Genomic DNA, 22,551 nt, shown 5'->3' on the forward strand with positions numbered 1-22,551 from the left:
AATTACATTAATATTAATGAGTCAACTATAACTGATTGCATAATAGCTGACAAATAGAATATCTAAAAAGCGCTTTATTAAAAAGCGCTTTAATGATTATTGATAGATAAAATTATTTATTAATAAATAATACATTACCTGTCATCTCAGCCGGTACTGGCATATCGATTAAGGTTAGTATTGTTGGTGCTAAATCTGACAATTTACCGCCATCGATAGCTTTAACTGATTTTGAACCGACATAGATAAGTGGAACAGGTAGGTTAGTGTGAGCAGTATGTGCTTGACCGGTTTCATCATCTCGCATTTTTTCTGCATTACCATGATCAGCGGTAATTAATAATTGGCCCGAAATTTTATTAACAGATTCAACAACGCGTCCAATACAATGATCTAAAGCCTCAACAGCTTTAACTGCAGCATCAAATATACCAGTATGTCCAACCATATCACCATTTGGATAGTTACAAATAATGACGTCATATTTTTGACTTTCAATCGCCGCTGTTAGTTTGTCAGTTAGTTCGATTGAACTCATTTCAGGCTGTAAATCATACGTCGCAACTTTTGGTGAGTTAATCAAAATACGATCTTCATTATTGAATGGAGCCTCAAGGCCACCATTGAAAAAGAAAGTAACATGTGCATATTTTTCTGTTTCAGATATACGAAGTTGAGTCTTATTATTTTTTGCTAGCCACTCACCAAGTGTATTGGTTAATGACTCAGGAGAATAAGCCACTTCAGACTGAATATCTGTTGCATACTCAGTCAAGGAAACATAGTGAGCAAAATTAACAACTCGATTACGCACAAAACCATCAAAATCTTCACTAACAAAAGCCCGAGAAATTTCACGTGCACGATCAGCTCGGAAATTCATAAAAATCAGGCTATCACCATCTTGCATTATTGAACTAGGTTCACCTACCCCTTGAATTACTGTTGGTTTAACAAACTCATCATTTTCGTCACGGCTATATGCTGCTTGTAATCCCTCAACAGCAGATGAATAAGTGAATTCACCTTTAGCATCCGTTAATAAATTATAGGCTTGCTCAACTCTATCCCAACGATTATCGCGATCCATCGCATAATAACGCCCAACTAAAGAGGCGACTCTTCCTTTACCTAATGCGTTAAACTTGTCAGAAAAAATCTGCAAACTTGCTTGTGCACTTCTTGGTGGTGTATCACGCCCATCTAAAAAGGCATGTAAATAAATTTTATCTGCGCCACGATCAGCAGCTAGTTCAACCATAGCCATAATATGTTCTTCATGACTATGTACGCCGCCAGGAGAGATTAATCCCATAATATGTACAGCTTTGTTATTTTTTACTGCATCATTAATTGCTGTCGTTAATACTACATTTTGAGAAAATTCACCATCCATGATAGCTTTCGTGACACGAGTTAGATCCTGATAAACAACTCTTCCTGCACCAATATTAGTATGCCCTACTTCTGAATTACCCATTTGACCAAATGGTAATCCAACTTCCATGCTTGAAGCATTAATTAATGTATTTGGTTGAGTTTTAATCAGATGATCCATTACAGGTTTTTTTGCAGCTGCAATAGCGTTATCTTTTTGATCTTCTCGATGACCATAACCATCTAAAATCACTAGGACGATAGTTTTTTTATTTATATTACTCACATTTACCCCTAAAATTATCTTGATATTATTAATTTAAACATTGTCGTCATTTTACTATAAAAGCCTGTTACGGTATAGCGTCATAATATAGCCTTTTCTATTATTTAAAATAGCCTTAAACGGTACTCGTCAAATCATGTATAGCAGCCTTGGACAATTATTATCGATTCTCATATCCAAGTGATATCATTTATGATGAAGAAATCTAATGCTCAAAATTTTTTCTATAACAGAATGACTGCTGAGCAGATTGATCGAATTACGTAATAATGAAAAGCTCAAAAAATTATCAAACGCGACACAAATTAAACTAGTGTTATCACATACTGATAGCTGTAGACTTTAAATTAGTTAGATTACTTGATTTACAGAAAGTTAGTACTAACTGACAATAAAGCGAAACGACGATTAGTGATTTAATTAAAGCACATTGTATGATATGAGTATTTAGCTACAAAGTGATAAGGCAATAAGTTTATGATTTTTATCTTTCGATAAAAAACAAAAAACCCAGCAATTGCTAGGCTTTTTCATTTAAATAAAATAGATACTATTTAATTTTAGCTTCTTTATAAACTACATGCTGACGAACAACGGGATCATACTTTTTGATCTCCATTTTTTCAGGCATAGTTCTTTTATTTTTGCTAGTGGTATAAAAATGACCAGTACCAGCAGAAGAAACTAATCTGATTTTTTCACGTGCACCTTTAGCCATGATAATTCTCCTTCCTCTATAGCTTCTTAGTATTTTTCACCACGGGCACGAAGTTCAGCTAAAACTGCGTCGATACCCTTTTTATCAATAGTACGCATACCTTTAGCTGATACACGTAATTTTACAAAACGTTTTTCACTCTCAACCCAAAAACGGTGAGATTGAAGATTTGGCAGAAAACGACGTTTAGTAGCATTCATCGCATGCGAACGATTGTTTCCTACTAATGGTTTTTTGCCTGTTACTTGGCATACTCGTGACATGTCAATAATTCTCCGAAATTTCAATGCTTAGGCCTTGGGTATAATATGTTAATGGAACATTAACCTCGTCAGGCTTTAGTCTTCGATTAGGTTGTTTAGATAAGTCTTAACAGCTAATAAACCGACCACCCATACCACACCCACAATAATTAAGGTAGCGAAGTATACGCCGTAATGCAAAAATTCTCAAGTATTATTGCAATTTTTAGCTTCCAAAAAATTTTTCTTATTAAAAAGAAATAAATTTCAATATATAGGAATGCATAAATCTAGGTACGATTTAATTAAATAGTTTTCTTATATAATTATATGTAAACCAATAACCACAATTGTTAACAATAGTTTTATAACATTTTTAATTGATGGTAGGCTATATTTTTTTGCTGATTTTTGCTACTATGTGCTAATTAAAAAACCAATAATTCTGAGTTGTTTATATTATGTCAAAATGGAAAATGTCTTTATGGACCAAGGCTTGTTTTTGGATAATTCATATTCCAGTAAAACTTTTCGTACAAACTAAGCCAATTCCTACCGATCCCATTGAAGAACTTGGTATAGATAGAAATAAACCTATTCTATATGTATTGCCGTACAACTCAAAAATTGATTTGATGGTTGTTCGTTCACTATCGGAAAAATATCAACTTCCTGATCCATTAGCGGGTATTAAAACCCAATCTAAAATATTACCCGCTTTTCTTTATATTGATAAAGGTCCAGGTATTTTTGCATCTAAAGAGCAAAAAAAGAAAGCGGTCGATATTATCAGGGAGTATATAGAGGCACATCAACAAGATAATGCACTTGATGTACAAATGTTGCCAGTGTCAGTCATGTTTAGCCGAGCACCAGATAAAGAAGGAAAAAAGAAACTTTCACTGCAAGTATTAGGTGGAATGCAAAAATTTATCAAAATGATATTTTCTGGGCGAGACTGCTATACTCGGTATTCAAACACTGTATCTTTTAAAAATATTACAGCATCTGTAAAAACAGATCAAATTGCAGATTTAGCAAAAAAATTATTTAGAGTTGCTCGTATTCATTTCTCAAAACAACGCACCGCCTCAGTCGGCCCAACACTACCAATAAGACAGCAAATGCTCAATTCATTACTTAATGGACAAGCACTAAGTGATGCCATAATTGAAGAGGCTAAAAGTAAGAATATTTCACAAGAAAAAGCCAGAAAAAACGCGCTATCAATGCTTAATGAAATTGCAGCTAATTTTACTTATAGAGCTTTAAAACTAACAGATTATGTACTAACGTGGGCATGGAGCCGATTATATCAAGGTTTAAAAGTTACAAATGCAGATCCAATTCGAGAGCTGGCTCAAAATGGGCATGAGATTGTTTATGCGCCATGCCATCGTAGTCATATGGATTATTTGCTACTTTCATATGTCCTTTATCGACAGGGACTTGTACCGCCACATATCGCAGCGGGCATTAATCTTAATTTCTGGCCAGCTGGACCAATATTTCGCCGTTTAGGGGCCTTTTTTATTCGGCGCTCATTTCGAGGAAACAAACTTTATACCGCAGTGTTCCGTGAATATTTAGCAGAACTATTTATCCGCGGTTACTCAGTTGAATATTTTATTGAAGGTGGGCGCTCTCGAACTGGTCGTTTACTTGATCCTAAAACGGGTATGTTAATGATGACCCTACAAACATTTTTACGAGGGGATTTAAGACCTATTTCAATTGTTCCTGTATATATAGGTTATGAACATGTATTAGAGGTGGCCACTTATGCTAACGAATTGCGCGGAGCAGCAAAAAAGAAAGAAAGCTTATGGCAAACAACGAAAGCTTTTTTTAAATTGAAAAAGTTAGGATTAGGTTATGTTAACTTTGGTCAACCAATTCCATTAAATCAATTTTTAAATCAACATATTCCTGAATGGCGAGATGCTATCGACCCAACAGGTAGCGCTCGTCCAAATTGGTTAACACCAACGACTAATCTATTATCACAAAATATTATGGAAAAGATAAATGCATCTGCTGCCGTTAATGCGATGAATTTATGTTGCTCAATTTTACTAGCATCACAACAACGAGCAATGAGCCAAAAAAGATTAATTGAATATCTCGATGCCGCCTTAATATTATTAAGAAATGTACCATACTCAAGTTTAGTCACCATCCCCAATAAAAGTGCAGAGGAACTATTTGAACATGCTAAGGCGATGGGGAAATTTATTATCACGGAAGATGAGGCTGGCGAAATTGTTAGCCTAAGCCAAGAACAAGCTGTTTTAATGACTTATTACCGAAACAATATTCAGCACTTAATAATTATACCTGCGATTATTGCAAGAATCATTGTAAAACAAAATCGTCTTTCTCCGACTCAATTGATTGAACAAATTCTACGATTATATCCGTTAATTAAAGCTGAATTATTTATTTATTATGATGAAAAGCAGCTTTTAGACTATGTAAGTAAGTTAATTAAATGTTTTTCAGAACTAAATTTAATTAACTATACGCCTGAACGTATTACTCTTAATTATCTCAAAATAACTTCACTACAATTAATTGCTTCAGGTTCAAATGATACCTTACAACGTTATGCGGTTGCATTTTCTTTATTACAAAAAAATCCATCAATAAGCCGTGTAGTACTCGAAAAAGAGAGCAGATTGATTGCTGAAAGATTATCTGTGCTACATGGTATTAATGCTCCCGAATTTTTTGATAAAGGTGTTTTTTCAACTTTGGTTTCAACATTAAGAGAACAGGGATACCTTGATGATAAAGATGACGCTAGCTTAGAAAAAATAAAATTAATGAATGAAACACTCAAGCCATTAATAACTAGCCGAGTACTACAAACGATTGAAGAAATCGATTAAAAGCTACTAAATAATAATCCAATAAAGAGAGTTAGACCAACATAATTATTATTACGAAATGCTTTAAAACACCGCTCTCTTTGCCTATTAGCAATTAATATTTGTTGATAGGTAAAAAGAGCAGCTACAAAGACTAATCCTATATAAAAAAGTAATGGTAAATGATTATAGATAGCAATAAAAACTAACAAAAATAAGGTAAAACACTGCAATATACCAATTACTAATTTATCGTACTGCGCAAATAAAATAGCTGTCGACTTTATTCCTATTTTCAAATCATCATTACGATCGACCATCGCATACTGCGTATCATAACCAATCGTCCAACAAATATTAGCAATACATAAAAGCCAGCATGTTAAAGGAAGTGAACCGATAGCCGCTGCATATGCCATCGGAATTCCCCAGCTAAATGCTATTCCAAGTATAACCTGGGGAAGATGTGTAAAACGCTTCATAAATGGATAAATCAATGTAGTCAAAAAAGCAAAGCAAGCAAATAGCCAAGTTAGTGGCGGTAAGGTAAGTAACAATATAATAGACAGAAAAATTAAAAACAAAAATAACACTAATGCCTGTTTTGCATTAACTTTACCACTTGCTAGAGGGCGAGTTTTTGTTCTTTCAACATGACAATCTAATTTTCTATCAGCAAAATCATTAATAACACAACCAGCCGCGCGCATAAAAAAAACGCCAAAGGTAAATTTGATAAATAAGAGAAATGTTGGGGCACCTGTCAGCAAAAGTCCCCATAATGTTGGCCAAAGTAAAAGCAAAGTACCAATCGGTTTATCTAAACGCATTAGTTGAAAATAAGCAGGTACAGTGCTGTTCATATTAATAAGGACCATTAACTCGATAAACTTACATAAATTATAGATGAATATTAATAGGTTGTGAAATCAATAATAAAATACCATAAAGACTTTATATATATGTAAGGCTTAATTCAACAATGTATCGTTGAAATATTATTGTAAGATATCATTTTAAAACAAAAATACTAAAAAACGTATTTTTTAAGACAGATTAATAAAGATATATATTGCGAATATTATTTTTAAAAAAAAGATACATTAGGCTATTTTTCAGATAGAATTGTTAAATCTTTCTCGCTAATGACCGGAGATGAAATGAAAATAGCAAAAGATAGTGTTGTGAGTATAGCTTATCAAGTTAGAACAAAAGATGGTGTACTTGTAGACGAAGCGACATCTGTTACTCCACTTGAATATTTACAAGGTGCTGGTAACTTAATTAAGGGACTAGAAGATGCGTTAACCGGCCGCCAAGCTGGTGACAAATTCGATGTGGAAGTTAGCTCAAATAATGCTTATGGCGATTATAATGATAACCTTGTACAGCAAGTTCCACGAGATGTATTTGTTGGTGTTGATGAACTTGAAGTTGGCATGCGATTTTTAGCTGATACTGAGCATGGTCCAGTTCCAGTTGAAATTACGGCAATTGACGGCGATAAAGTCACTGTTGATGGTAATCATATGTTAGCAGGACAAGACTTAAAGTTTAATGTTGAAGTAATTAACGTTCGAGAAGCAACAGAAGAAGAATTAACTCATGGGCATGTTCATGGTGCACATGGACATCATCATGGTGGCTGTGGATGTGATGACAGTGATGATAGCTGCTGTAGTAATGATGACGATGATCAAGATGATGGTTGTTGTGGCGGCGGAAATGGTGGTTGCGGCTGTAAGCACTAAAAGTATGAATTAATAAAAAAGCACTCTCAAAGGGTGCTTTTTTTATATAAAAATTTATTTTTTGTGAAATGATTCTCATAAAAATATCTTTGTATTTGTCTAATAATCTTATTTTTGCAAAATAATCCTTTAGATTACCTAAGCTAATTTGAGGTTAAATAAAATATGATGCCAAGAGAAAAACTCTTACAATTTGGTGCTGATTCACTATCTGATTATGAATTACTTGCAATTTTCCTAAGGACAGGAACAAAAGGGATACATGTCCTTAAATTATCTCAAAACTTATTAGATGAATTTGGCTCTCTATACCATTTAATGAGCGCTAATAAAGATGAATTTTGTAGAAAGTTAGGTTTAGGAATAACAAAGTATACTCAGTTAAAAGCAGTAATAGAATTATCTTATCGATATTTGCAAGTAAGAGTAACACAAGACAGCTCATTAACGTCACCAAATTTAACTCATCATTATCTTGCTAGCCGACTAGCGGACAAAGATCGTGAAATATTTTTAGTTATTTTTCTTAATAATCAAAATAACGTAATCTATACCGAAGAAATGTTTGTGGGTACTTACAATTCGGTAGAGGTTCATCCTCGAGAAATTGTTCGTAAAGCATTAAAGTGTAATGCTGCGGCATTAATTCTTGCCCATAACCATCCCTCTGGAATGGCTGAACCAAGTGAAGCAGATCGAATAATGACAAAACAAATTGAACAGGTATGTGATCTAGTTGATATACGAATTCTCGACCATTTTGTTATTGGAAAAGGTGAATACGTATCGTTTGCAGAAAGAGGTTGGCTATAAAATGATTAGGGCATGATAACTCACGTAAGTATATTAGATCTAATTTAATTACGTTATAATACGATATGAATAATTTGGAAAAATACTATGAAAAAACAACAAGAATATCGTTTAGAACAATTAGAAACTAAAATAAGTTTTCAAGAAATAACGATAGAAGAGTTAAATCAAATGGTCATTCAACTACAGGCTGAGATGCTAAAATTAAAAGAACAACTTTCTCTTCTTTCAAAAAAATTGCAAACTTCACAATCATCAAATATAGCAAATATGTCGGAAGAAACCCCTCCCCCTCATTACTAATTAATAACCATTCAAAATCACGCGGGGATAAAAATACCAGTTATAAATAACAAAATTTAGATAATTAAATATAAAAAAAGCCGACTAAATGTCGGCTTTTTATAACGCTATATTTTACTCAGCTGTTGCTTGCGCAGCATCTGCAGTTGGTCTATCAACCAACTCAATATAAGCCATTGGTGCATTATCACCAGCACGGAAGCCACATTTCATAATGCGAATATAACCACCAGGGCGATTTGCAAAACGAGGACCTAGGTCTGAGAATAATTTTTTTACTGCATCCGTATTACGGATACGAGCAAAAGCCAAACGACGATTAGCTAAACTATCAGTCTTAGCTAACGTAATTAAAGGTTCAACTACTCGACGCAGCTCTTTAGCCTTAGGTAAAGTTGTCTTGATGATTTCGTGTTCAACAAGTGAACTTGTCATATTACGAAACATCGCCTGACGGTGGCTGCTATTACGATTAAGTTGACGACCACTTTTACGATGGCGCATAACTTTATCCTTCTTAAATAAACTTTAGATTAGTCTTCAACAATACTTGCAGGCGGCCAATTCTCAAGACGCATGCCTAGAGATAAACCACGAGAAGCGAGTACATCCTTAATTTCAGTAAGTGATTTCTTACCAAGATTAGGGGTTTTTAATAACTCAACTTCAGTACGTTGAACTAAATCACCAATGTAATGAACTGCTTCTGCTTTTAAGCAGTTTGCAGATCGAACAGTTAATTCCAAGTCATCTACAGGTCGTAGTAAAATTGGATCAAATTCTGGTTTGTCTTCTTTTACTTCAGGTTGACGAATATCTCTTAAGTCAACAAAAGCTTCAAGTTGTTCAGCCAAAATTGTAGAGGCACGTCTAATTGACTCTTCAGGATCAATAGTTCCATTAGTTTCCATATCGATAACTAATTTATCTAAATCCGTACGCTGTTCAACACGGGCAGCTTCTACAGAATATGCAATCCTGTCAATAGGACTGAAACAAGCATCAACTAATAAACGACCAATTGGACGTTCATCATCTTCAGCTCTAACTCGAGCAGAAGCGGGAACATATCCACGGCCTCGTTGTACACGAATACGCATACTAATTGAAGCATTAGCGTCAGTGAGATGACAGATCACAAGATCAGGATTGACGATTTCAACATCACCATCATGAGTAATATCAGCAGCAGTAACAACACCCGCGCCAGATTTATTCACTGTAAGCATTACATCATCTTTGTTGTGTACTTTGATCGCCAATTTTTTCAAATTGAGAAGAATATCAAGCACATCTTCCTGGACGCCTTCTTTAGTACTGTATTCATGCAATACGCCATCGATCTCAACTTCCGTTACAGCACATCCCGGCATTGATGATAATAAAATACGGCGCAGTGCATTGCCTAGTGTATGACCAAACCCTCGCTCAAGTGGCTCTAAAGTCACTTTCGCATGAGTATGATTATATTGAACAACATCAACTAGGTGAGGTTTTAAAAACTCTGTTACAGAACCCTGCATTGTGTCCTCTCTTAAGTACTAAACTTTACTTAGAGTAAAGTTCAACAATCAAATGTTCATTGATGTCAGCAGATAAATCTGAGCGTTCAGGCATACGTTTAAATGTCCCTTCCATTTTACCGGCATCAACTTCTAACCAAGTCGGCTTCTCACGTTGTTCAGCTAATTCTAATGCTGCTTTAACTCGTGCTTGCTTTTTAGCTTTTTCACGAACACTAATCACATCTTCAGGTAAAACATTATAAGAAGCGATATTCACAACATGACCATTAACTAATACAGCTTTATGGCTTACTAACTGACGAGATTCCGCACGAGTCGCACCAAATCCCATACGATAAACAACGTTATCTAAACGAGATTCTAAAAGGTTTAATAGATTTTCACCTGTATTACCTTTGATTCGAGCTGCTTCTTTATAATAATTACGGAATTGTTTTTCTAAAATTCCATAAGTACGACGAACTTTTTGTTTTTCACGTAACTGAACACCATAATCAGATAAACGCGGTTTACGCGCACCATGCTGACCAGGAGCTTGTTCTAGCTTACATTTACTCTCTACCGCGCGAACACCTGATTTTAAAAATAAATCAGTACCTTCACGACGACTTAATTTGAGTTTTGGTCCCAAATATCTTGCCATTTTCTTTCTCCAATAATCCTAAAACGCCAAGTGATTAAACACGACGTTTCTTTGGTGGACGACAACCGTTATGAGGGATCGGAGTAACATCAGTAATATTAGTGATGCGATAACCCGCTGCATTTAATGCACGGATTGTTGACTCACGACCAGGACCAGGTCCTTTTACCATAACTTCCAGATTCTTAATTCCGTATTCTTTAACTGCTTCAGCGCAACGTTCAGCTGCAACTTGTGCCGCAAACGGAGTTGACTTACGAGAGCCACGGAATCCTGAACCACCAGCGGTTGCCCAACCTAATGCATTACCTTGACGATCGGTAATAGTAACGATTGTATTGTTAAAAGATGCATGAATATAAGCTATACCATCAGAAACTTGTTTTTTTACACGTTTACGTGCACGAACAGGTGTCTTTGCCATTGTTAATTACCCCGATTATTTCTTGATAGGCTTACGCGGTCCCTTGCGGGTACGTGCGTTAGTCTTTGTACGTTGTCCACGAACTGGAAGTCCACGGCGATGACGTATACCACGATAACAACCAAGGTCTAATAAACGCTTGATACTCATAGTCACTTCACGACGCAAATCACCTTCAACAGTGAATTTTGCAACTTGTTCACGTAACTGTTCAATCTGATCTTCAGATAGTTCTCTGATCTTAACATGTTCATCAATACCCGCTTCTTTACAAATTAACTTTGCACGAGTATTTCCGATACCATAAATCGCTTGCAATGCAATTACAGTATGTTGTTGATCAGGAATGTTAATGCCTGCGATACGGGCCACTATGCACTCCTATTTGTTAATGTAAATATAATTTAGTCACCTTTATACCGAAAAGCCCGTTTTCAGGATACTCAAATAAAGGGACCTCAAAAAAATTATAGGCTGGCTATTCTAGCCAGCTTTACTATACTTTGGCAAGTAAAAAATGCAAAAGTACAACATCAAAGGTCAAACTATATTAACCTTGACGTTGTTTATGCTTACCTTCAATACAGATGACACGAACAACGCCATCTCGTTTGATGATTTTACAATTTCTGCATAACTTCTTGACTGAAGCACGAACTTTCATGTTATTTCTCCGTAACTTCTGCTTGCTTATCGGCCATAGCCTTTAAGGTTTGCTTTCTTTAAAACTGACTCATAACGATTTGGCATCATTAGAGTCTGTACTTGTGCCATAAAATCCATGATTACAACTACAACAATTAATAAAGATGTTCCACCAAATTGCACTGGAATCTTCATTGCTGAAGTCATAAACATTGGAACTAAACAAACAAAGGTAATATAAAGTGCACCAACTAGTGTTAAACGAGTCATGACTTTATCAATATATTTAGCCGTTTGTTCACCTGGGCGAATTCCTGGAATAAATGCGCCTGATTTTTTTAGTTGATCAGCAGTTTCACGAGGATTAAATACCAATGCCGTGTAAAAGAAACAGAAAAAGATAATCGCAGCAGCATAAAGAATTAAATATAGCGGCTGGTCATGAGACAAATACTGTCCTATAACAACAAAAATATAACGCCAACCTTCTCCATCACCTTGTAACCAAGATGCCATCATTGCTGGTAACATAATGATCGTTGAAGCAAAAATTGCTGGAATAACTCCGGCCATATTTATCTTCAAAGGTAAATGAGTACTTTGAGCAGCATAGACTCGGCGACCTTGCTGACGCTGAGCATAGTTAACAACAATACGTCGTTGACCACGTTCAACAAACACAACAAAATAGGTAATACCAATAACGAGTGCTGCCACAACTAATAATAACAGGGGATGCAATTCTCCTAAACGAGCTTTTGCAATAGTTTCACCGATAGCATGAGGAAGACCAGCAACAATACCTGCAAAAATAATAATTGAGATACCATTACCAACTCCTCTTTCGGTAATTTGTTCACCTAGCCACATTAGAAACATAGTGCCAGTAACTAAACTTACTGAGGCGATAAAATAAAAAGAGAAGCCAGGATTAATCACTACTTGACCAAACCCTGGGATCTGAGGCAAACCAGTTGCAATTCCAACAGCCTGAACAATCGCAAGTACTAATGTACCATAACGAGTATACTGACTGATTTTTTTACGACCAGATTCACCTTCTTTTTTCAACTCTGCAAGTTTAGGATTAATTGCCGTCAATAACTGCACAATAATTGAAGCAGAAATATAAGGCATGATACCTAATGCAAAAATTGAAGCTCGGCTTAACGCACCACCTGAGAACATATTGAACATGCCAATAATACCATTATTACTCGCAGCTTGTGAGAGTAAATTGGTTAACGCCTCAGTGTCGATACCAGGAACGGGAATAAAAGAACCAATACGGAAAACAATAAGCGCTACAAGAACAAATAGTAATCGTCTTTTTAGCTCACCGCTACCGCCTCTTGTGCTTTGAAAATCTAATCCTGGTTGCTTTGCCATCTTTCCAATTATTCCTCGATTTTTCCACCAGCGGCTTCAATTGCAGCTTTCGCGCCTTTACTTACACGAATTCCACGAATTGTTACTGGTTTGCTAATCTCACCTGCTAACATAATTTTTGCAAATTCAATTTGTGAACTAATCACATTTGCGGCTTTAAGCGAATTTAAATCTACAACATCACCTTCAACTTTCATTAAATCAGAAAGACGAATCTCCGTTGTAACTAAGGATTTACGCGAAGTAAAACCAAATTTAGGCAAACGACGATACAATGGCATTTGACCACCCTCGAAGCCACGACGAACGCCGCCACCTGAACGAGAGTTTTGGCCTTTAACACCACGACCACCAGTTTTACCTAATCCAGAACCGATTCCTCGTCCTAGACGCTTACCGACAGGTTTTGAACCCTCAGCAGGAGATAAAGTATTTAAACGCATTACCTATTACTCCTCTACTTTGACCATGTAATGAACTTGGCTTACCATACCGCGCATTGAAGGTGTATCTTCACGTTCAACAGTATGACCAATCCCACGTAATCCTAAACCGCGTAGCGTAGCTTTATGCTTCGGTAAGCGACCAATCGAACTACGAGTTTGTGTAATTTTAATCATTTTTGACATGGTGAATTACCCCAAAATTTCGTCGACTGATTTACCACGTTTTGCTGCAATCATTTCTGGTGAATTCATATTTTCTAATCCATCAATAGTTGCACGAACCACGTTAATCGGGTTTGTAGAACCATATGCTTTAGCAAGAACGTTACGAACACCTGCAACTTCAAGTACTGCACGCATTGCACCACCGGCAATGATACCTGTACCTTCTGACGCTGGTTGCATATAAACGCGTGAACCAGTATGAGCACCTTTAACCGGATGCTGTAACGTGTCATTATTTAACGCGACGTTAATCATGTTACGACGTGCTTTTTCCATTGCTTTTTGGATCGCTGCTGGAACTTCACGCGCTTTACCATAACCAAAACCGACACGGCCGTTACCGTCACCAACTACTGTTAGTGCAGAAAAACTAAAAATACGGCCACCTTTAACGGTTTTTGAAACACGGTTCACTGCGATTAATTTTTCCTGCAGTTCACCAGCTTGTTTTTCGATGTTTGACATCTTTAACTCCTACCTTAGAACTGTAGGCCAGCTTCGCGAGCAGCATCTGCTAGCGCCTGAACTCGACCATGATATTGGAAACCAGAACGGTCGAAAGAAATTACTTTAATATCTTTCGCCAATGCGCGCTCAGCAATAGCTTTACCTACAGCTTGCGCAGCTTCTTTATTTCCTGTGTATTTTAAATTTTCACTGATAGCTTTTTCTAATGTAGAAGCGGCTGCCAGTACTTCAGATCCGTTTGGTGCAATAATTTGCGCATAGATATGGCGCGGAGTACGGTGAATAACAAGGCGAGTAGCCAATAATTCACGCATCTTTGCTCGCGCTTTTGTTGCACGACGGATTCGAGCTGATTTCTTATCCATAGTGTTACCTTACTTCTTCTTAGCTTCTTTAGTACGCACGACTTCGTCGGCGTAACGAACACCTTTACCTTTATAAGGTTCAGGACGACGATAAGCACGGATATCTGCTGCTACTTGTCCGATCAACTGTTTATCAGCACTTTTCAGAATGATTTCAGTTTGAGAAGGACACTCAGCAGTTACACCTGCAGGTAATTGGTGCTCAATTGGATGTGAAAACCCAAGAGATAAACCAATAGCATTACCTTTAAGTTGTGCACGATAACCGACACCAACTAGCTGAAGTTTTTTAGTGAATCCGTCAGTAACACCAACTACCATTGAATTAATAAGTGCTCGTGCGGTTCCTGCTTGAGCCCAAGCATCAGATACGCCTTCACGTGGAGAAAATTTAATCACTCCATCTTCTTGATTAATAACAACAGCATCATTAATTGAACGAGATAACTCGCCATTTTTACCTTTAATCGAAATTACCTGACCGTTGAGTTTTACCTCTACGCCAGCAGGAATAACGACAGGTGCTTTAGCAACACGAGACATTTTTTTCTCCCTTACGCTACGTAGCAGATAATTTCACCACCAAGACCTGCTTGGCGTGCTGCTCGATCAGTCATAACACCTTTAGAAGTAGAAATAACTGCGATACCTAATCCTGCCATTACTTTTGGTAATTCATCTTTACGTTTATAAATACGTAAACCAGGACGGCTAACACGTTTAATACTTTCTACAACAGCCTTACCTTGGAAATATTTTAAAGTAATTTCCAATTCAGGTTTAGTGTCACCTATAATTTTGTAGTCTTCTATATACCCTTCTTCTTTCAGTACGTTGGCAATAGCCAATTTCAACTTAGAGGAAGGCATAATGACCGCAACTTTGTTCGCAGCTTGACCATTACGAACTCGGGTCAACATGTCTGCGATAGGATCTTGCATGCTCATCTATAAAACTCCTCTGATTACCAACTTGCCTTTCTAAGACCAGGAATCTCGCCACGCATGGCAGTTTCACGGACCTTAATACGGCTTAGACCAAACTTACGAAGGACGCCATGAGGACGACCCGTTTGACGACAACGATTACGTTGACGTGATGGACTAGAATCTCGAGGAAGCGTTTGCAATTTAAGCACTGCATTCCAACGATCTTCATCTGTTGAATTTAAATCAGAGATGATCGCTTTTAATTCTTGACGCTTTGCAAAGTATCTATTTGCTAGCTTTACGCGTTTTTTATCACGCTCAATCATTGATTGTTTAGCCATTAGTTTACCCTACCTTTACTTACGAAATGGGAAGTTAAAGGCTGATAATAACGCTCGGCCTTCTTCATCTGATTGTGCGGTAGTGGTGATAGTAATATCTAAACCACGAACACGATCGACTTTATCATAATCGATTTCAGGGAAAACGATTTGTTCACGTATACCCATACTGTAGTTACCACGACCATCAAAAGATTTTGCGCTTAAACCACGAAAATCTCGAGTACGAGGTAATGCAATATAAACAAAACGCTCAAAAAATTCCCACATACGCTCGCCGCGTAAAGTCACTTTACAACCAATAGGATACCCTTGACGGATTTTAAAACCAGCAACTGATTTGCGTGCTTTAGTGACTAGTGGTTTTTGACCACTGATTGCAGCTAAATCTGCAACCGCGTTATCTAATAATTTCTTATCAGTTATCGCTTCACCGACACCCATATTCAAGGTGATCTTTTCTATCCGAGGGACTTGCATGACAGATTTGTAGCCAAACTGTTCTTTCAGTTTATTTACTACCTGTTCATTGTAGTGATCATGCAGTTTCGCCATCGTACACTCCAAATTACTTAATTGTTTCATTAGTAGACTTATAGAAGCGGACTTTTTTGCCATCTTCCATACGAAAGCCTACGCGATCTGCTTTACCTGTAGCATCATTGTAGATTGCGACGTTAGAAACGTTAATTGCCGCTTCTTTCTCAACAATTCCACCATCTTGGTTTAATGCTGGTACTGGTTTTTGGTGTTTTTTCACCAAATTAATACCTTCAACAACCACTTTGCCAGTAGACAAAACACTTTTAACTTTACCGCGTTTACCTTTATCTTTACCAGTTAACACGATAACTTCATCTTCTCGACGGATTTTCGCTGCCATTACCCGCTCCTTACAGTACTTCTGGTGCTAGTGAAATGATCTTCATAAACTTCTCAGAACGAAGTTCACGCGTGACCGGTCCAAAAATACGCGTACCAATCGGCTGCTCGCTGTTATTATTTAAAATAACACAAGCGTTACGATCGAAACGAATGACAGATCCATCAGGACGACGAACACCTTTTCTAGTACGCACCACAACTGCTTTAAGCACATCACCTTTTTTAACTTTACCACGAGGAATTGCTTCTTTAATGGTAACTTTAATGATATCACCTACTGCAGCATATCGACGGTGCGATCCGCCCAGAACCTTGATACACATTACGCTACGTGCGCCTGAATTATCAGCGACATCAAGCCTAGTCTGTTCTTGGATCATTTTAATGCTCCGTATTATTAAATTATTGCCTAATCTACCTTCATCCACCTCAACTACCATGGATAAGAATAGACAACCAAAAAATCCCATTTATATGAGGGTGCACAGTATAACACCACTAAAATAAAATGGGTAGTATAAAATAAACGGCTATTACAGCCGTTTATTTTATTATGTACAGTTTTCAATCAAAAAGATTAGATAACTGCTTTTTCTACGATTCGAACTAGAGTCCAAGACTTAGTCTTAGATAATGGACGACACTCTTTAATTTCAACAGTATCACCAATACCACACTCATTATTCTCATCATGTACATGCAATTTAGTCGTACGTTTAATGAACTTACCATATAATGGATGTTTCACTTTACGTTCGATAGTAACAGTAATAGATTTATCCATTTTGTCACTAATAACACGACCTTGCTGAGTACGAATATTATCAGTCATTACGCACCCGCCTTTTCAGTTAGTAACGTTTTAACTCGTGCAATATTACGACGCACTTGTTTAACTACATGAGTTTGTTGTAACTGACCGCCTGCCAACTGCATACGTAAATTAAATTGTTCACGTAATAAGTTTAGAAGTTCAGTATTTAACTCTTCAACGCTTTTTTCGCGTAGCTCTTTTGCTTTCATTTACATCACCGTCTTAATTACAAAGGTGGTTTTAATCGGCAGTTTTGCTGCTGCCAACGCAAATGCTTCACGAGCAACTTCTTCCGGTACACCATCCATTTCATAGAGGACTTTACCTGGTTGAATCAGTGCAACCCAATATTCAACGTTACCCTTACCTTTACCCATACGCACTTCAAGTGGTTTTTCAGTAATTGGTTTATCAGGGAATACGCGAATCCAGATTTTACCTTGACGCTTAACTGCGCGAGTCATTGCACGACGTGCCGCTTCGATCTGGCGCGCAGTCAAACGACCACGACCTACAGCCTTAAGACCGAAAGTTCCGAAGCTAATATCGGCACCTGCAGCAAGACCGCGGTTGCGACCTTTATGCATTTTACGGAATTTTGTACGCTTTGGTTGTAACATCAGCGAAGCTCCTTATTGTTTCCGGCCTTTACGCTGCTTTTTAGGTTGAGCAGCAGGTTTCTCTGCTTGTTCAACGGCAGCCATACCACCAAGGATCTCACCTTTGAAGATCCACACTTTTACACCAATGATACCGTAAGTAGTTAGTGCTTCTGATAAACCATAATCGATATCCGCACGTAATGTATGTAACGGAACACGACCTTCACGGTACCATTCGCTGCGAGCAATTTCTGCTCCGCCTAAGCGACCACTTACTTCAACTTTAATACCTTTGGCTCCTGCTTTCATCGCATTTTGTACAGCACGTTTCATTGCACGACGGAACATCACACGACGTTCTAATTGTGCAGTGATACTGTCAGCAACTAATTTTGCATCAAGTTCAGGTTTACGAACTTCAGCAATATTAATTTGAGCTGGTACACCGGCGATGTTAGCTACGGCATTACGTATTTTTTCTACGTCTTCACCTTTTTTACCGATCACGATACCAGGGCGAGCAGTATGAATAGTCACACGAATACTCTTAGCTGGACGCTCGATCACGATTTTCGAGATTGACGCTTGCGCTAACTCTTTATTTAAATATTGGCGAACTTTAAAATCACCATCTAAGTTGTCAGCGAATTCTTTTGTATCTGCATACCAGGTAGATGTCCAAGGTTTGACAATACCTAATCGGATACCATTTGGATTTACTTTTTGACCCATTGCTATTCTCCAGACCTAGCGATCAGACACGATCACAGTTATGTGACTCGTACGCTTCAAAATTCGATCTGCACGACCTTTAGCACGAGGCATAATACGCTTCATACTTGGGCCTTCATCTACGAAAATTTTCGCAACTTTAAGATCATCAATATCAGCACCATCGTTATGCTCTGCATTAGCAATAGCAGACTCCAATACTTTTTTAACTAATACAGCCGCTTTTTTATTGGTGTACGTTAAAATATCAAGTGCCTGAGACACTCTCTTACCGCGAATAAGATCTGCAACTAAGCGAACTTTTTGCGCAGAAGAACGAGCGTGGCGATATTTTGCAATTGTTTCCATCTCTTTCCCCTACTTATTTCTTCTTAGCTTTCTTATCTGCTGCGTGACCGCGATAAGTACGAGTCGGCGCGAATTCACCAAGTTTATGTCCGACCATTTCATCGGTTACATAGACAGGTACGTGCTGACGACCATTATGGACAGCGATGGTCAAACCGATCATGTTAGGAAAGATCGTTGAACGACGGGACCAAGTGCGCAAAGGCTTCTTGTCACCGCTTTCCACCGCTTTCTCTACCTTCTTCAGCAAGTGTAGGTCAATAAAAGGACCCTTCTTGAGAGAACGTGGCATAGCTAATCCTCTATTTAATTATTTTTTATTGCGATGACGAACAATGTACTTATCAGTACGCTTGTTGCTACGCGTTTTCAATCCTTTGGCTTTTTGACCCCATGGAGACACAGGATGTTTACCAAAGTTACGACCTTCACCACCACCATGTGGGTGATCTACTGGGTTCATCGCCGTACCACGAACAGTAGGACGAATACCACGCCAACGACTTGCACCAGCTTTACCTAATACACGAAGCATATGCTCTGAGTTACCAACTTCACCAATAGTGGCACGGCAATCAGCTAATACTTTGCGCATTTCGCCAGAACGAAGACGAAGTGTGACATAAGAACCATCACGTGCAACGATTTGGATATAACTACCAGCAGAGCGAGCAAGTTGTCCGCCTTTACCTGGTTTCATTTCCACATTGTGCACAGTAGAACCAACTGGGATATTACGCATTGGTAAACAGTTACCTGCTTTGATCGATGCATCAACACCCGATTGGATTTGATCTCCTGCTTTTAAGCCTTTTGGAGCTAAAATATAACGACGTTCACCGTCTTTATATAAAACTAAAGCAATATTCGCGCTACGGTTTGGATCATACTCCAAACGCTCTACTACTGCAGGAATACCGTCTTTATTTCGTTTAAAGTCTACAATACGATAATGTTGTTTATGACCACCACCGATATGGCGAGTGGTAATACGACCATTATTATTGCGACCACCAGTTTTGCTCTTTGATTCAAGCAACGGTGCATAAGGTTTTCCTTTATGCAACTCTGGGTTAACCACTTTAACAACGTGGCGACGACCCGGAGATGTAGGTTTACACTTAACAACTGCCATTGTTCTTACTCCTCCGAATTACTCAGTGACGCCCGCAAGGTCTAAATTCTGACCTTCCGCTAAAGTGACGTAAGCTTTTTTCCAGTCGCTTCGACGACCGACTTGTTGACCACGACGTTTTACTTTACCTTTTACAACTAAAGTATTTACATCGTTTACCTTAACTTCAAATAGTTGTTCAACTGCGGCTTTGATCTCTTTCTTAGTAGCATCTTTAGCAACTTTTAACACTAATGTGTTTGCTTTCTCCATTGAAAGAGATGCTTTTTCAGAAACATGTGGTGCACGCAGGACTTTTAGCAGACGCTCTTCACGAATCATGCTACTTTCTCCTCTGCTAACATTGCCTCAACTTGTTTCACTGCATCAACAGTCATGAGAACTTTTTCAAACGCTATTAAGCTAACTGGATCAATACCGGCAACATCACGAACATCTACTTTATAGATATTACGTGAAGCTAAGAAAAGATTTTCATCAACTTCAGAAGTAATAATCAATACATCGTTAAGATCCATTGATTTTAACTTTTCAGTTAATAATTTTGTCTTAGGTGCTTCTACAGTGAACTTCTCAACCACGATTAAACGCTCTTGACGCACTAATTCAGAGAAAATACTCTTTAATGCACCACGATACATTTTACGGTTAACTTTTTGACTATGATCCTGATTCTTAGCAGCAAATGTTACACCACCGCTACGCCAGATTGGGCTCTTAACAGAACCTGCACGAGCACGACCAGAACCTTTTTGACGCCATGGTTTTTTGCCTGAACCAGCAACTTCAGCACGAGTTTTTTGAGCACGAGTTCCTTGACGAGCCCCTGATGCATATGCAACAACAACTTGATGAACTAATGCTTCATTAAAATCACGTCCGAAGGTAGTTTCAGAAACAGAGATCGCTTGCGCGTCTTTAACTACTAATTCCATTTCACTCTCCTCGACGTTAAGCTTTAATCGCTGGTTTAACAATAACGTCACTATTGATTGCGCCAGGCACAGCACCTTTAATTAATAAAAGGTTACGCTCTGCATCTACACGAACAATATCTAAGTTTTGAACAGTTACACGTTCATTACCTAAGTGACCTGCCATTTTACGACCTTTGAACACTTTACCAGGAGTTTGGTTTTGACCAATAGAACCATGCCCACGGTGTGCCAAAGAGTTACCATGAGTAGCATCTTGAGTACGGAAATTCCAACGTTTAACAACGCCAGCAAATCCTTTACCTTTTGATGTACCAGTAACATCCACTTTTTTAACGTCAGTAAAAATATCGACATTAATGCTTTGACCTGCTGCGAATTCACCATCTTCAAAACGGAATTCCCATAGACCACGGCCAGCTTCAACGCCAGCTTTTGCAAAATGTCCTGCATCAGGTTTACTTACACGGCTAGCTTTTTTGCTACCAGTAGTAATCTGAACAGCTTTATAACCATCGTTTTCAATTGTCTTAACTTGAGTAACGCGGTTTGCTTCAACTTCAATTACGGTGACAGGAATAGAAACACCTTCTTCTGTGAAGATTCGTGTCATTCCTACTTTTCGACCGACTAAACCAATCATTGTATCAACCTCTCAATCCTTACCAGCTCAGGACTAACCTAAACTGATCTGCACGTCAACACCGGCAGCAAGATCTAGACGCATCAATGCATCAACTGTTTTTTCAGTTGGTTCAACGATATCAACTAGACGTTTATGAGTGCGAATCTCGTACTGATCACGCGCGTCTTTATTAACGTGTGGTGAAATTAATACGGTGAAACGCTCTTTGCGCGTCGGTAATGGAATAGGACCACGAACTTGCGCACCAGTGCGCTTCGCAGTTTCAACGATTTCCGCAGTAGATTGATCGATCAAACGATGATCAAATGCTTTTAGACGGATTCGGATTCTTTGGTTCTGCATGAGACCAGAGCTCCATTATAAAAAGTTATAACAAAAGACTACTCCTCAAGTCCTGTTTCGATTGACAGGAGAGTGTAATCCGTTCTTTATCGTAACCCCCAAATCGGGAGTATTGTATTGATGTTAAGTTGTGTTTTAACATCGATAACATTGCCTAATAAGGGCAAAGTGGGATTTATTATACGTAAATTATTTGATGATGCAAGTGCTAATCACAAGAAATTCTTTATCAGAGTAACTTTTAATAAAAAAATAACTTTATAATAAATAACTAATTTTAAACATCTAATACACCATAAATAATTCGATTTCATGAATAAATATGATAAACTTTCGGCTAAATAACACATA

At 37.8% G+C, this 22,551-nt stretch carries 36 protein-coding genes; 4 read left to right on the plus strand and 32 right to left on the minus strand.

Annotated features, from left to right (window positions below; all coding sequences use genetic code 11):
• Positions 1-112 precede the first annotated feature (112 nt).
• From gpmM to rpmB, 3 genes are all read right to left on the minus strand, one after another.
• Entirely contained in the window at positions 113-1,663 is a 1,551-nt protein-coding gene (gene gpmM / locus RHO14_12515) for a 2,3-bisphosphoglycerate-independent phosphoglycerate mutase (protein WVD71149.1), read from the minus strand.
• A 550-nt stretch (positions 1,664-2,213) separates the two neighbouring features.
• Positions 2,214-2,381, minus strand: coding sequence for a 50S ribosomal protein L33 (rpmG, locus tag RHO14_12520; GenBank protein ID WVD71150.1), 168 nt, complete (start codon positions 2,379-2,381; stop codon positions 2,214-2,216).
• Between the two features lie 26 nt (positions 2,382-2,407).
• Positions 2,408-2,644, minus strand: a complete 237-nt coding sequence (gene rpmB / locus RHO14_12525; GenBank protein ID WVD71151.1) for a 50S ribosomal protein L28 — start codon at positions 2,642-2,644, stop codon at positions 2,408-2,410.
• 440 nt (positions 2,645-3,084) lie between these two features.
• On the opposite strand from rpmB, the gene plsB reads away from it, so the two are divergent.
• Positions 3,085-5,514, plus strand: coding sequence for a glycerol-3-phosphate 1-O-acyltransferase PlsB (gene plsB / locus RHO14_12530; protein WVD71152.1), 2,430 nt, complete (start codon positions 3,085-3,087; stop codon positions 5,512-5,514).
• On the opposite strand, the gene ubiA is transcribed toward plsB, so the two are convergent.
• Positions 5,511-6,356, minus strand: coding sequence for a 4-hydroxybenzoate octaprenyltransferase (gene ubiA, locus RHO14_12535; GenBank protein WVD71153.1), 846 nt, complete (start codon positions 6,354-6,356; stop codon positions 5,511-5,513). The genes plsB and ubiA overlap by 4 nt on opposite strands.
• A gap of 297 nt (positions 6,357-6,653) precedes the next feature.
• Here ubiA and slyD point away from each other — a divergent pair, with 297 nt between their 5' ends.
• The 3 genes from slyD (at position 6,654) to RHO14_12550 (ending at position 8,360) form a co-directional block, all read left to right on the plus strand.
• Complete coding sequence (slyD, locus tag RHO14_12540) at positions 6,654-7,244, plus strand: peptidylprolyl isomerase (protein WVD71154.1); 591 nt, start codon at positions 6,654-6,656, stop codon at positions 7,242-7,244.
• A gap of 165 nt (positions 7,245-7,409) precedes the next feature.
• Positions 7,410-8,057 carry a DNA repair protein RadC gene (gene radC / locus RHO14_12545; protein WVD71155.1) on the plus strand — a complete coding sequence of 216 codons (648 nt, stop codon included), beginning with the start codon at positions 7,410-7,412 and terminating at the stop codon, positions 8,055-8,057.
• Positions 8,058-8,144: 87 nt separating this feature from the next.
• Positions 8,145-8,360 (plus strand): SlyX family protein, encoded by a 216-nt coding sequence (locus RHO14_12550; GenBank protein WVD71156.1) that lies wholly within the window; start codon positions 8,145-8,147, stop codon positions 8,358-8,360.
• A gap of 114 nt (positions 8,361-8,474) precedes the next feature.
• On the opposite strand, the gene rplQ is transcribed toward RHO14_12550, so the two are convergent.
• The 28 genes from rplQ to rpsJ form a co-directional block, all read right to left on the minus strand.
• Positions 8,475-8,864 carry a 50S ribosomal protein L17 gene (rplQ, locus tag RHO14_12555; protein WVD71157.1) on the minus strand — a complete coding sequence of 130 codons (390 nt, stop codon included), beginning with the start codon at positions 8,862-8,864 and terminating at the stop codon, positions 8,475-8,477.
• A gap of 29 nt (positions 8,865-8,893) precedes the next feature.
• Complete coding sequence (rpoA, locus tag RHO14_12560) at positions 8,894-9,883, minus strand: DNA-directed RNA polymerase subunit alpha (protein WVD71158.1); 990 nt, start codon at positions 9,881-9,883, stop codon at positions 8,894-8,896.
• A 25-nt stretch (positions 9,884-9,908) separates the two neighbouring features.
• Entirely contained in the window at positions 9,909-10,529 is a 621-nt protein-coding gene (gene rpsD / locus RHO14_12565) for a 30S ribosomal protein S4 (GenBank protein WVD71159.1), read from the minus strand.
• Between the two features lie 34 nt (positions 10,530-10,563).
• Positions 10,564-10,953 (minus strand): 30S ribosomal protein S11, encoded by a 390-nt coding sequence (gene rpsK, locus RHO14_12570; GenBank protein WVD71160.1) that lies wholly within the window; start codon positions 10,951-10,953, stop codon positions 10,564-10,566.
• A gap of 15 nt (positions 10,954-10,968) precedes the next feature.
• Positions 10,969-11,325, minus strand: a complete 357-nt coding sequence (rpsM, locus tag RHO14_12575; protein WVD71161.1) for a 30S ribosomal protein S13 — start codon at positions 11,323-11,325, stop codon at positions 10,969-10,971.
• A gap of 178 nt (positions 11,326-11,503) precedes the next feature.
• Positions 11,504-11,617: a 50S ribosomal protein L36 gene (gene rpmJ / locus RHO14_12580; GenBank protein WVD71162.1), complete on the minus strand. Its 114-nt coding sequence runs from the start codon at positions 11,615-11,617 to the stop codon at positions 11,504-11,506.
• A gap of 26 nt (positions 11,618-11,643) precedes the next feature.
• Positions 11,644-12,987, minus strand: coding sequence for a preprotein translocase subunit SecY (gene secY / locus RHO14_12585; GenBank protein ID WVD71163.1), 1,344 nt, complete (start codon positions 12,985-12,987; stop codon positions 11,644-11,646).
• Between the two features lie 8 nt (positions 12,988-12,995).
• The gene (gene rplO, locus RHO14_12590) at positions 12,996-13,430 is read right to left on the minus strand and encodes a 50S ribosomal protein L15 (GenBank protein WVD71164.1); all 435 of its coding nucleotides are present in this window, start codon (positions 13,428-13,430) and stop codon (positions 12,996-12,998) included.
• Between the two features lie 6 nt (positions 13,431-13,436).
• Positions 13,437-13,616: a 50S ribosomal protein L30 gene (gene rpmD / locus RHO14_12595; GenBank protein WVD71165.1), complete on the minus strand. Its 180-nt coding sequence runs from the start codon at positions 13,614-13,616 to the stop codon at positions 13,437-13,439.
• 6 nt (positions 13,617-13,622) lie between these two features.
• Complete coding sequence (rpsE, locus tag RHO14_12600; GenBank protein ID WVD71166.1) at positions 13,623-14,123, minus strand: 30S ribosomal protein S5; 501 nt, start codon at positions 14,121-14,123, stop codon at positions 13,623-13,625.
• 14 nt (positions 14,124-14,137) lie between these two features.
• The gene (rplR, locus tag RHO14_12605) at positions 14,138-14,491 is read right to left on the minus strand and encodes a 50S ribosomal protein L18 (GenBank protein ID WVD71167.1); all 354 of its coding nucleotides are present in this window, start codon (positions 14,489-14,491) and stop codon (positions 14,138-14,140) included.
• Positions 14,492-14,500: 9 nt separating this feature from the next.
• Positions 14,501-15,034 (minus strand): 50S ribosomal protein L6, encoded by a 534-nt coding sequence (gene rplF / locus RHO14_12610; GenBank protein WVD71168.1) that lies wholly within the window; start codon positions 15,032-15,034, stop codon positions 14,501-14,503.
• 11 nt (positions 15,035-15,045) lie between these two features.
• Positions 15,046-15,438, minus strand: coding sequence for a 30S ribosomal protein S8 (gene rpsH / locus RHO14_12615; GenBank protein WVD71169.1), 393 nt, complete (start codon positions 15,436-15,438; stop codon positions 15,046-15,048).
• A 17-nt stretch (positions 15,439-15,455) separates the two neighbouring features.
• Positions 15,456-15,761, minus strand: coding sequence for a 30S ribosomal protein S14 (gene rpsN, locus RHO14_12620; GenBank protein WVD71170.1), 306 nt, complete (start codon positions 15,759-15,761; stop codon positions 15,456-15,458).
• Between the two features lie 15 nt (positions 15,762-15,776).
• Entirely contained in the window at positions 15,777-16,316 is a 540-nt protein-coding gene (rplE, locus tag RHO14_12625; protein ID WVD71171.1) for a 50S ribosomal protein L5, read from the minus strand.
• Between the two features lie 13 nt (positions 16,317-16,329).
• Positions 16,330-16,644, minus strand: a complete 315-nt coding sequence (rplX, locus tag RHO14_12630) for a 50S ribosomal protein L24 (protein ID WVD71172.1) — start codon at positions 16,642-16,644, stop codon at positions 16,330-16,332.
• 10 nt (positions 16,645-16,654) lie between these two features.
• Positions 16,655-17,026, minus strand: coding sequence for a 50S ribosomal protein L14 (gene rplN, locus RHO14_12635; protein ID WVD71173.1), 372 nt, complete (start codon positions 17,024-17,026; stop codon positions 16,655-16,657).
• Positions 17,027-17,223: 197 nt separating this feature from the next.
• On the minus strand, positions 17,224-17,478 hold the full coding sequence (gene rpsQ, locus RHO14_12640) for a 30S ribosomal protein S17 (GenBank protein WVD71174.1): 255 nt from the start codon (positions 17,476-17,478) through the stop codon (positions 17,224-17,226).
• A complete protein-coding gene (gene rpmC, locus RHO14_12645; GenBank protein WVD71175.1) occupies positions 17,478-17,669 on the minus strand; it encodes a 50S ribosomal protein L29 in 192 nt (63 codons plus the stop codon). The genes rpsQ and rpmC overlap by 1 nt, the downstream gene beginning before the upstream one ends.
• Positions 17,670-18,080: a 50S ribosomal protein L16 gene (rplP, locus tag RHO14_12650; protein WVD71176.1), complete on the minus strand. Its 411-nt coding sequence runs from the start codon at positions 18,078-18,080 to the stop codon at positions 17,670-17,672.
• Positions 18,081-18,092: 12 nt separating this feature from the next.
• Positions 18,093-18,794: a 30S ribosomal protein S3 gene (gene rpsC / locus RHO14_12655; protein ID WVD71177.1), complete on the minus strand. Its 702-nt coding sequence runs from the start codon at positions 18,792-18,794 to the stop codon at positions 18,093-18,095.
• 15 nt (positions 18,795-18,809) lie between these two features.
• Positions 18,810-19,142, minus strand: coding sequence for a 50S ribosomal protein L22 (rplV, locus tag RHO14_12660; protein ID WVD71178.1), 333 nt, complete (start codon positions 19,140-19,142; stop codon positions 18,810-18,812).
• Positions 19,143-19,155: 13 nt separating this feature from the next.
• Positions 19,156-19,434 (minus strand): 30S ribosomal protein S19, encoded by a 279-nt coding sequence (gene rpsS / locus RHO14_12665; protein ID WVD71179.1) that lies wholly within the window; start codon positions 19,432-19,434, stop codon positions 19,156-19,158.
• Positions 19,435-19,452: 18 nt separating this feature from the next.
• Entirely contained in the window at positions 19,453-20,277 is an 825-nt protein-coding gene (rplB, locus tag RHO14_12670) for a 50S ribosomal protein L2 (protein WVD71180.1), read from the minus strand.
• 18 nt (positions 20,278-20,295) lie between these two features.
• Positions 20,296-20,598 carry a 50S ribosomal protein L23 gene (gene rplW / locus RHO14_12675; protein WVD71181.1) on the minus strand — a complete coding sequence of 101 codons (303 nt, stop codon included), beginning with the start codon at positions 20,596-20,598 and terminating at the stop codon, positions 20,296-20,298.
• Positions 20,595-21,212 carry a 50S ribosomal protein L4 gene (gene rplD / locus RHO14_12680; protein ID WVD71182.1) on the minus strand — a complete coding sequence of 206 codons (618 nt, stop codon included), beginning with the start codon at positions 21,210-21,212 and terminating at the stop codon, positions 20,595-20,597. Before rplD ends, rplW begins: the two co-directional genes overlap by 4 nt.
• A 16-nt stretch (positions 21,213-21,228) precedes the next feature.
• Positions 21,229-21,855, minus strand: coding sequence for a 50S ribosomal protein L3 (gene rplC / locus RHO14_12685; GenBank protein WVD71183.1), 627 nt, complete (start codon positions 21,853-21,855; stop codon positions 21,229-21,231).
• A gap of 33 nt (positions 21,856-21,888) precedes the next feature.
• Positions 21,889-22,200, minus strand: coding sequence for a 30S ribosomal protein S10 (rpsJ, locus tag RHO14_12690; protein ID WVD71184.1), 312 nt, complete (start codon positions 22,198-22,200; stop codon positions 21,889-21,891).
• Between the last annotated feature and the right edge of the window lie 351 nt (positions 22,201-22,551).

This window comes from Orbaceae bacterium lpD04 (assembly GCA_036251935.1).
GTDB lineage: Bacteria > Pseudomonadota > Gammaproteobacteria > Enterobacterales > Orbaceae > Orbus > Orbus wheelerorum.

What these genes read in the sequence shown, in the direction of transcription:
- rpmG (WVD71150.1), bottom strand. Translation starts at nt 2,381, where the DNA reads ATGGCTAAAGGTGCACGTGAAAAAATCAGATTAGTTTCTTCTGCTGGT.
- rpmB (WVD71151.1), bottom strand. Translation starts at nt 2,644, where the DNA reads ATGTCACGAGTATGCCAAGTAACAGGCAAAAAACCATTAGTAGGAAAC.
- plsB (WVD71152.1), top strand. Translation starts at nt 3,085, where the DNA reads ATGTCAAAATGGAAAATGTCTTTATGGACCAAGGCTTGTTTTTGGATA.
- ubiA (WVD71153.1), bottom strand. Translation starts at nt 6,356, where the DNA reads ATGAACAGCACTGTACCTGCTTATTTTCAACTAATGCGTTTAGATAAA.
- slyD (WVD71154.1), top strand. Translation starts at nt 6,654, where the DNA reads ATGAAAATAGCAAAAGATAGTGTTGTGAGTATAGCTTATCAAGTTAGA.
- radC (WVD71155.1), top strand. Translation starts at nt 7,410, where the DNA reads ATGATGCCAAGAGAAAAACTCTTACAATTTGGTGCTGATTCACTATCT.
- RHO14_12550 (WVD71156.1), top strand. Translation starts at nt 8,145, where the DNA reads ATGAAAAAACAACAAGAATATCGTTTAGAACAATTAGAAACTAAAATA.
- rplQ (WVD71157.1), bottom strand. Translation starts at nt 8,864, where the DNA reads ATGCGCCATCGTAAAAGTGGTCGTCAACTTAATCGTAATAGCAGCCAC.
- rpoA (WVD71158.1), bottom strand. Translation starts at nt 9,883, where the DNA reads ATGCAGGGTTCTGTAACAGAGTTTTTAAAACCTCACCTAGTTGATGTT.
- rpsD (WVD71159.1), bottom strand. Translation starts at nt 10,529, where the DNA reads ATGGCAAGATATTTGGGACCAAAACTCAAATTAAGTCGTCGTGAAGGT.
- rpsK (WVD71160.1), bottom strand. Translation starts at nt 10,953, where the DNA reads ATGGCAAAGACACCTGTTCGTGCACGTAAACGTGTAAAAAAACAAGTT.
- rpmJ (WVD71162.1), bottom strand. Translation starts at nt 11,617, where the DNA reads ATGAAAGTTCGTGCTTCAGTCAAGAAGTTATGCAGAAATTGTAAAATC.
- secY (WVD71163.1), bottom strand. Translation starts at nt 12,987, where the DNA reads ATGGCAAAGCAACCAGGATTAGATTTTCAAAGCACAAGAGGCGGTAGC.
- rplO (WVD71164.1), bottom strand. Translation starts at nt 13,430, where the DNA reads ATGCGTTTAAATACTTTATCTCCTGCTGAGGGTTCAAAACCTGTCGGT.
- rpmD (WVD71165.1), bottom strand. Translation starts at nt 13,616, where the DNA reads ATGTCAAAAATGATTAAAATTACACAAACTCGTAGTTCGATTGGTCGC.
- rpsE (WVD71166.1), bottom strand. Translation starts at nt 14,123, where the DNA reads ATGTCAAACATCGAAAAACAAGCTGGTGAACTGCAGGAAAAATTAATC.
- rplR (WVD71167.1), bottom strand. Translation starts at nt 14,491, where the DNA reads ATGGATAAGAAATCAGCTCGAATCCGTCGTGCAACAAAAGCGCGAGCA.
- rplF (WVD71168.1), bottom strand. Translation starts at nt 15,034, where the DNA reads ATGTCTCGTGTTGCTAAAGCACCTGTCGTTATTCCTGCTGGCGTAGAG.
- rpsH (WVD71169.1), bottom strand. Translation starts at nt 15,438, where the DNA reads ATGAGCATGCAAGATCCTATCGCAGACATGTTGACCCGAGTTCGTAAT.
- rpsN (WVD71170.1), bottom strand. Translation starts at nt 15,761, where the DNA reads ATGGCTAAACAATCAATGATTGAGCGTGATAAAAAACGCGTAAAGCTA.
- rplE (WVD71171.1), bottom strand. Translation starts at nt 16,316, where the DNA reads ATGGCGAAACTGCATGATCACTACAATGAACAGGTAGTAAATAAACTG.
- rplX (WVD71172.1), bottom strand. Translation starts at nt 16,644, where the DNA reads ATGGCAGCGAAAATCCGTCGAGAAGATGAAGTTATCGTGTTAACTGGT.
- rplN (WVD71173.1), bottom strand. Translation starts at nt 17,026, where the DNA reads ATGATCCAAGAACAGACTAGGCTTGATGTCGCTGATAATTCAGGCGCA.
- rpsQ (WVD71174.1), bottom strand. Translation starts at nt 17,478, where the DNA reads ATGACTGATAATATTCGTACTCAGCAAGGTCGTGTTATTAGTGACAAA.
- rpmC (WVD71175.1), bottom strand. Translation starts at nt 17,669, where the DNA reads ATGAAAGCAAAAGAGCTACGCGAAAAAAGCGTTGAAGAGTTAAATACT.
- rplP (WVD71176.1), bottom strand. Translation starts at nt 18,080, where the DNA reads ATGTTACAACCAAAGCGTACAAAATTCCGTAAAATGCATAAAGGTCGC.
- rpsC (WVD71177.1), bottom strand. Translation starts at nt 18,794, where the DNA reads ATGGGTCAAAAAGTAAATCCAAATGGTATCCGATTAGGTATTGTCAAA.
- rplV (WVD71178.1), bottom strand. Translation starts at nt 19,142, where the DNA reads ATGGAAACAATTGCAAAATATCGCCACGCTCGTTCTTCTGCGCAAAAA.
- rpsS (WVD71179.1), bottom strand. Translation starts at nt 19,434, where the DNA reads ATGCCACGTTCTCTCAAGAAGGGTCCTTTTATTGACCTACACTTGCTG.
- rplB (WVD71180.1), bottom strand. Translation starts at nt 20,277, where the DNA reads ATGGCAGTTGTTAAGTGTAAACCTACATCTCCGGGTCGTCGCCACGTT.
- rplW (WVD71181.1), bottom strand. Translation starts at nt 20,598, where the DNA reads ATGATTCGTGAAGAGCGTCTGCTAAAAGTCCTGCGTGCACCACATGTT.
- rplD (WVD71182.1), bottom strand. Translation starts at nt 21,212, where the DNA reads ATGGAATTAGTAGTTAAAGACGCGCAAGCGATCTCTGTTTCTGAAACT.
- rplC (WVD71183.1), bottom strand. Translation starts at nt 21,855, where the DNA reads ATGATTGGTTTAGTCGGTCGAAAAGTAGGAATGACACGAATCTTCACA.
- rpsJ (WVD71184.1), bottom strand. Translation starts at nt 22,200, where the DNA reads ATGCAGAACCAAAGAATCCGAATCCGTCTAAAAGCATTTGATCATCGT.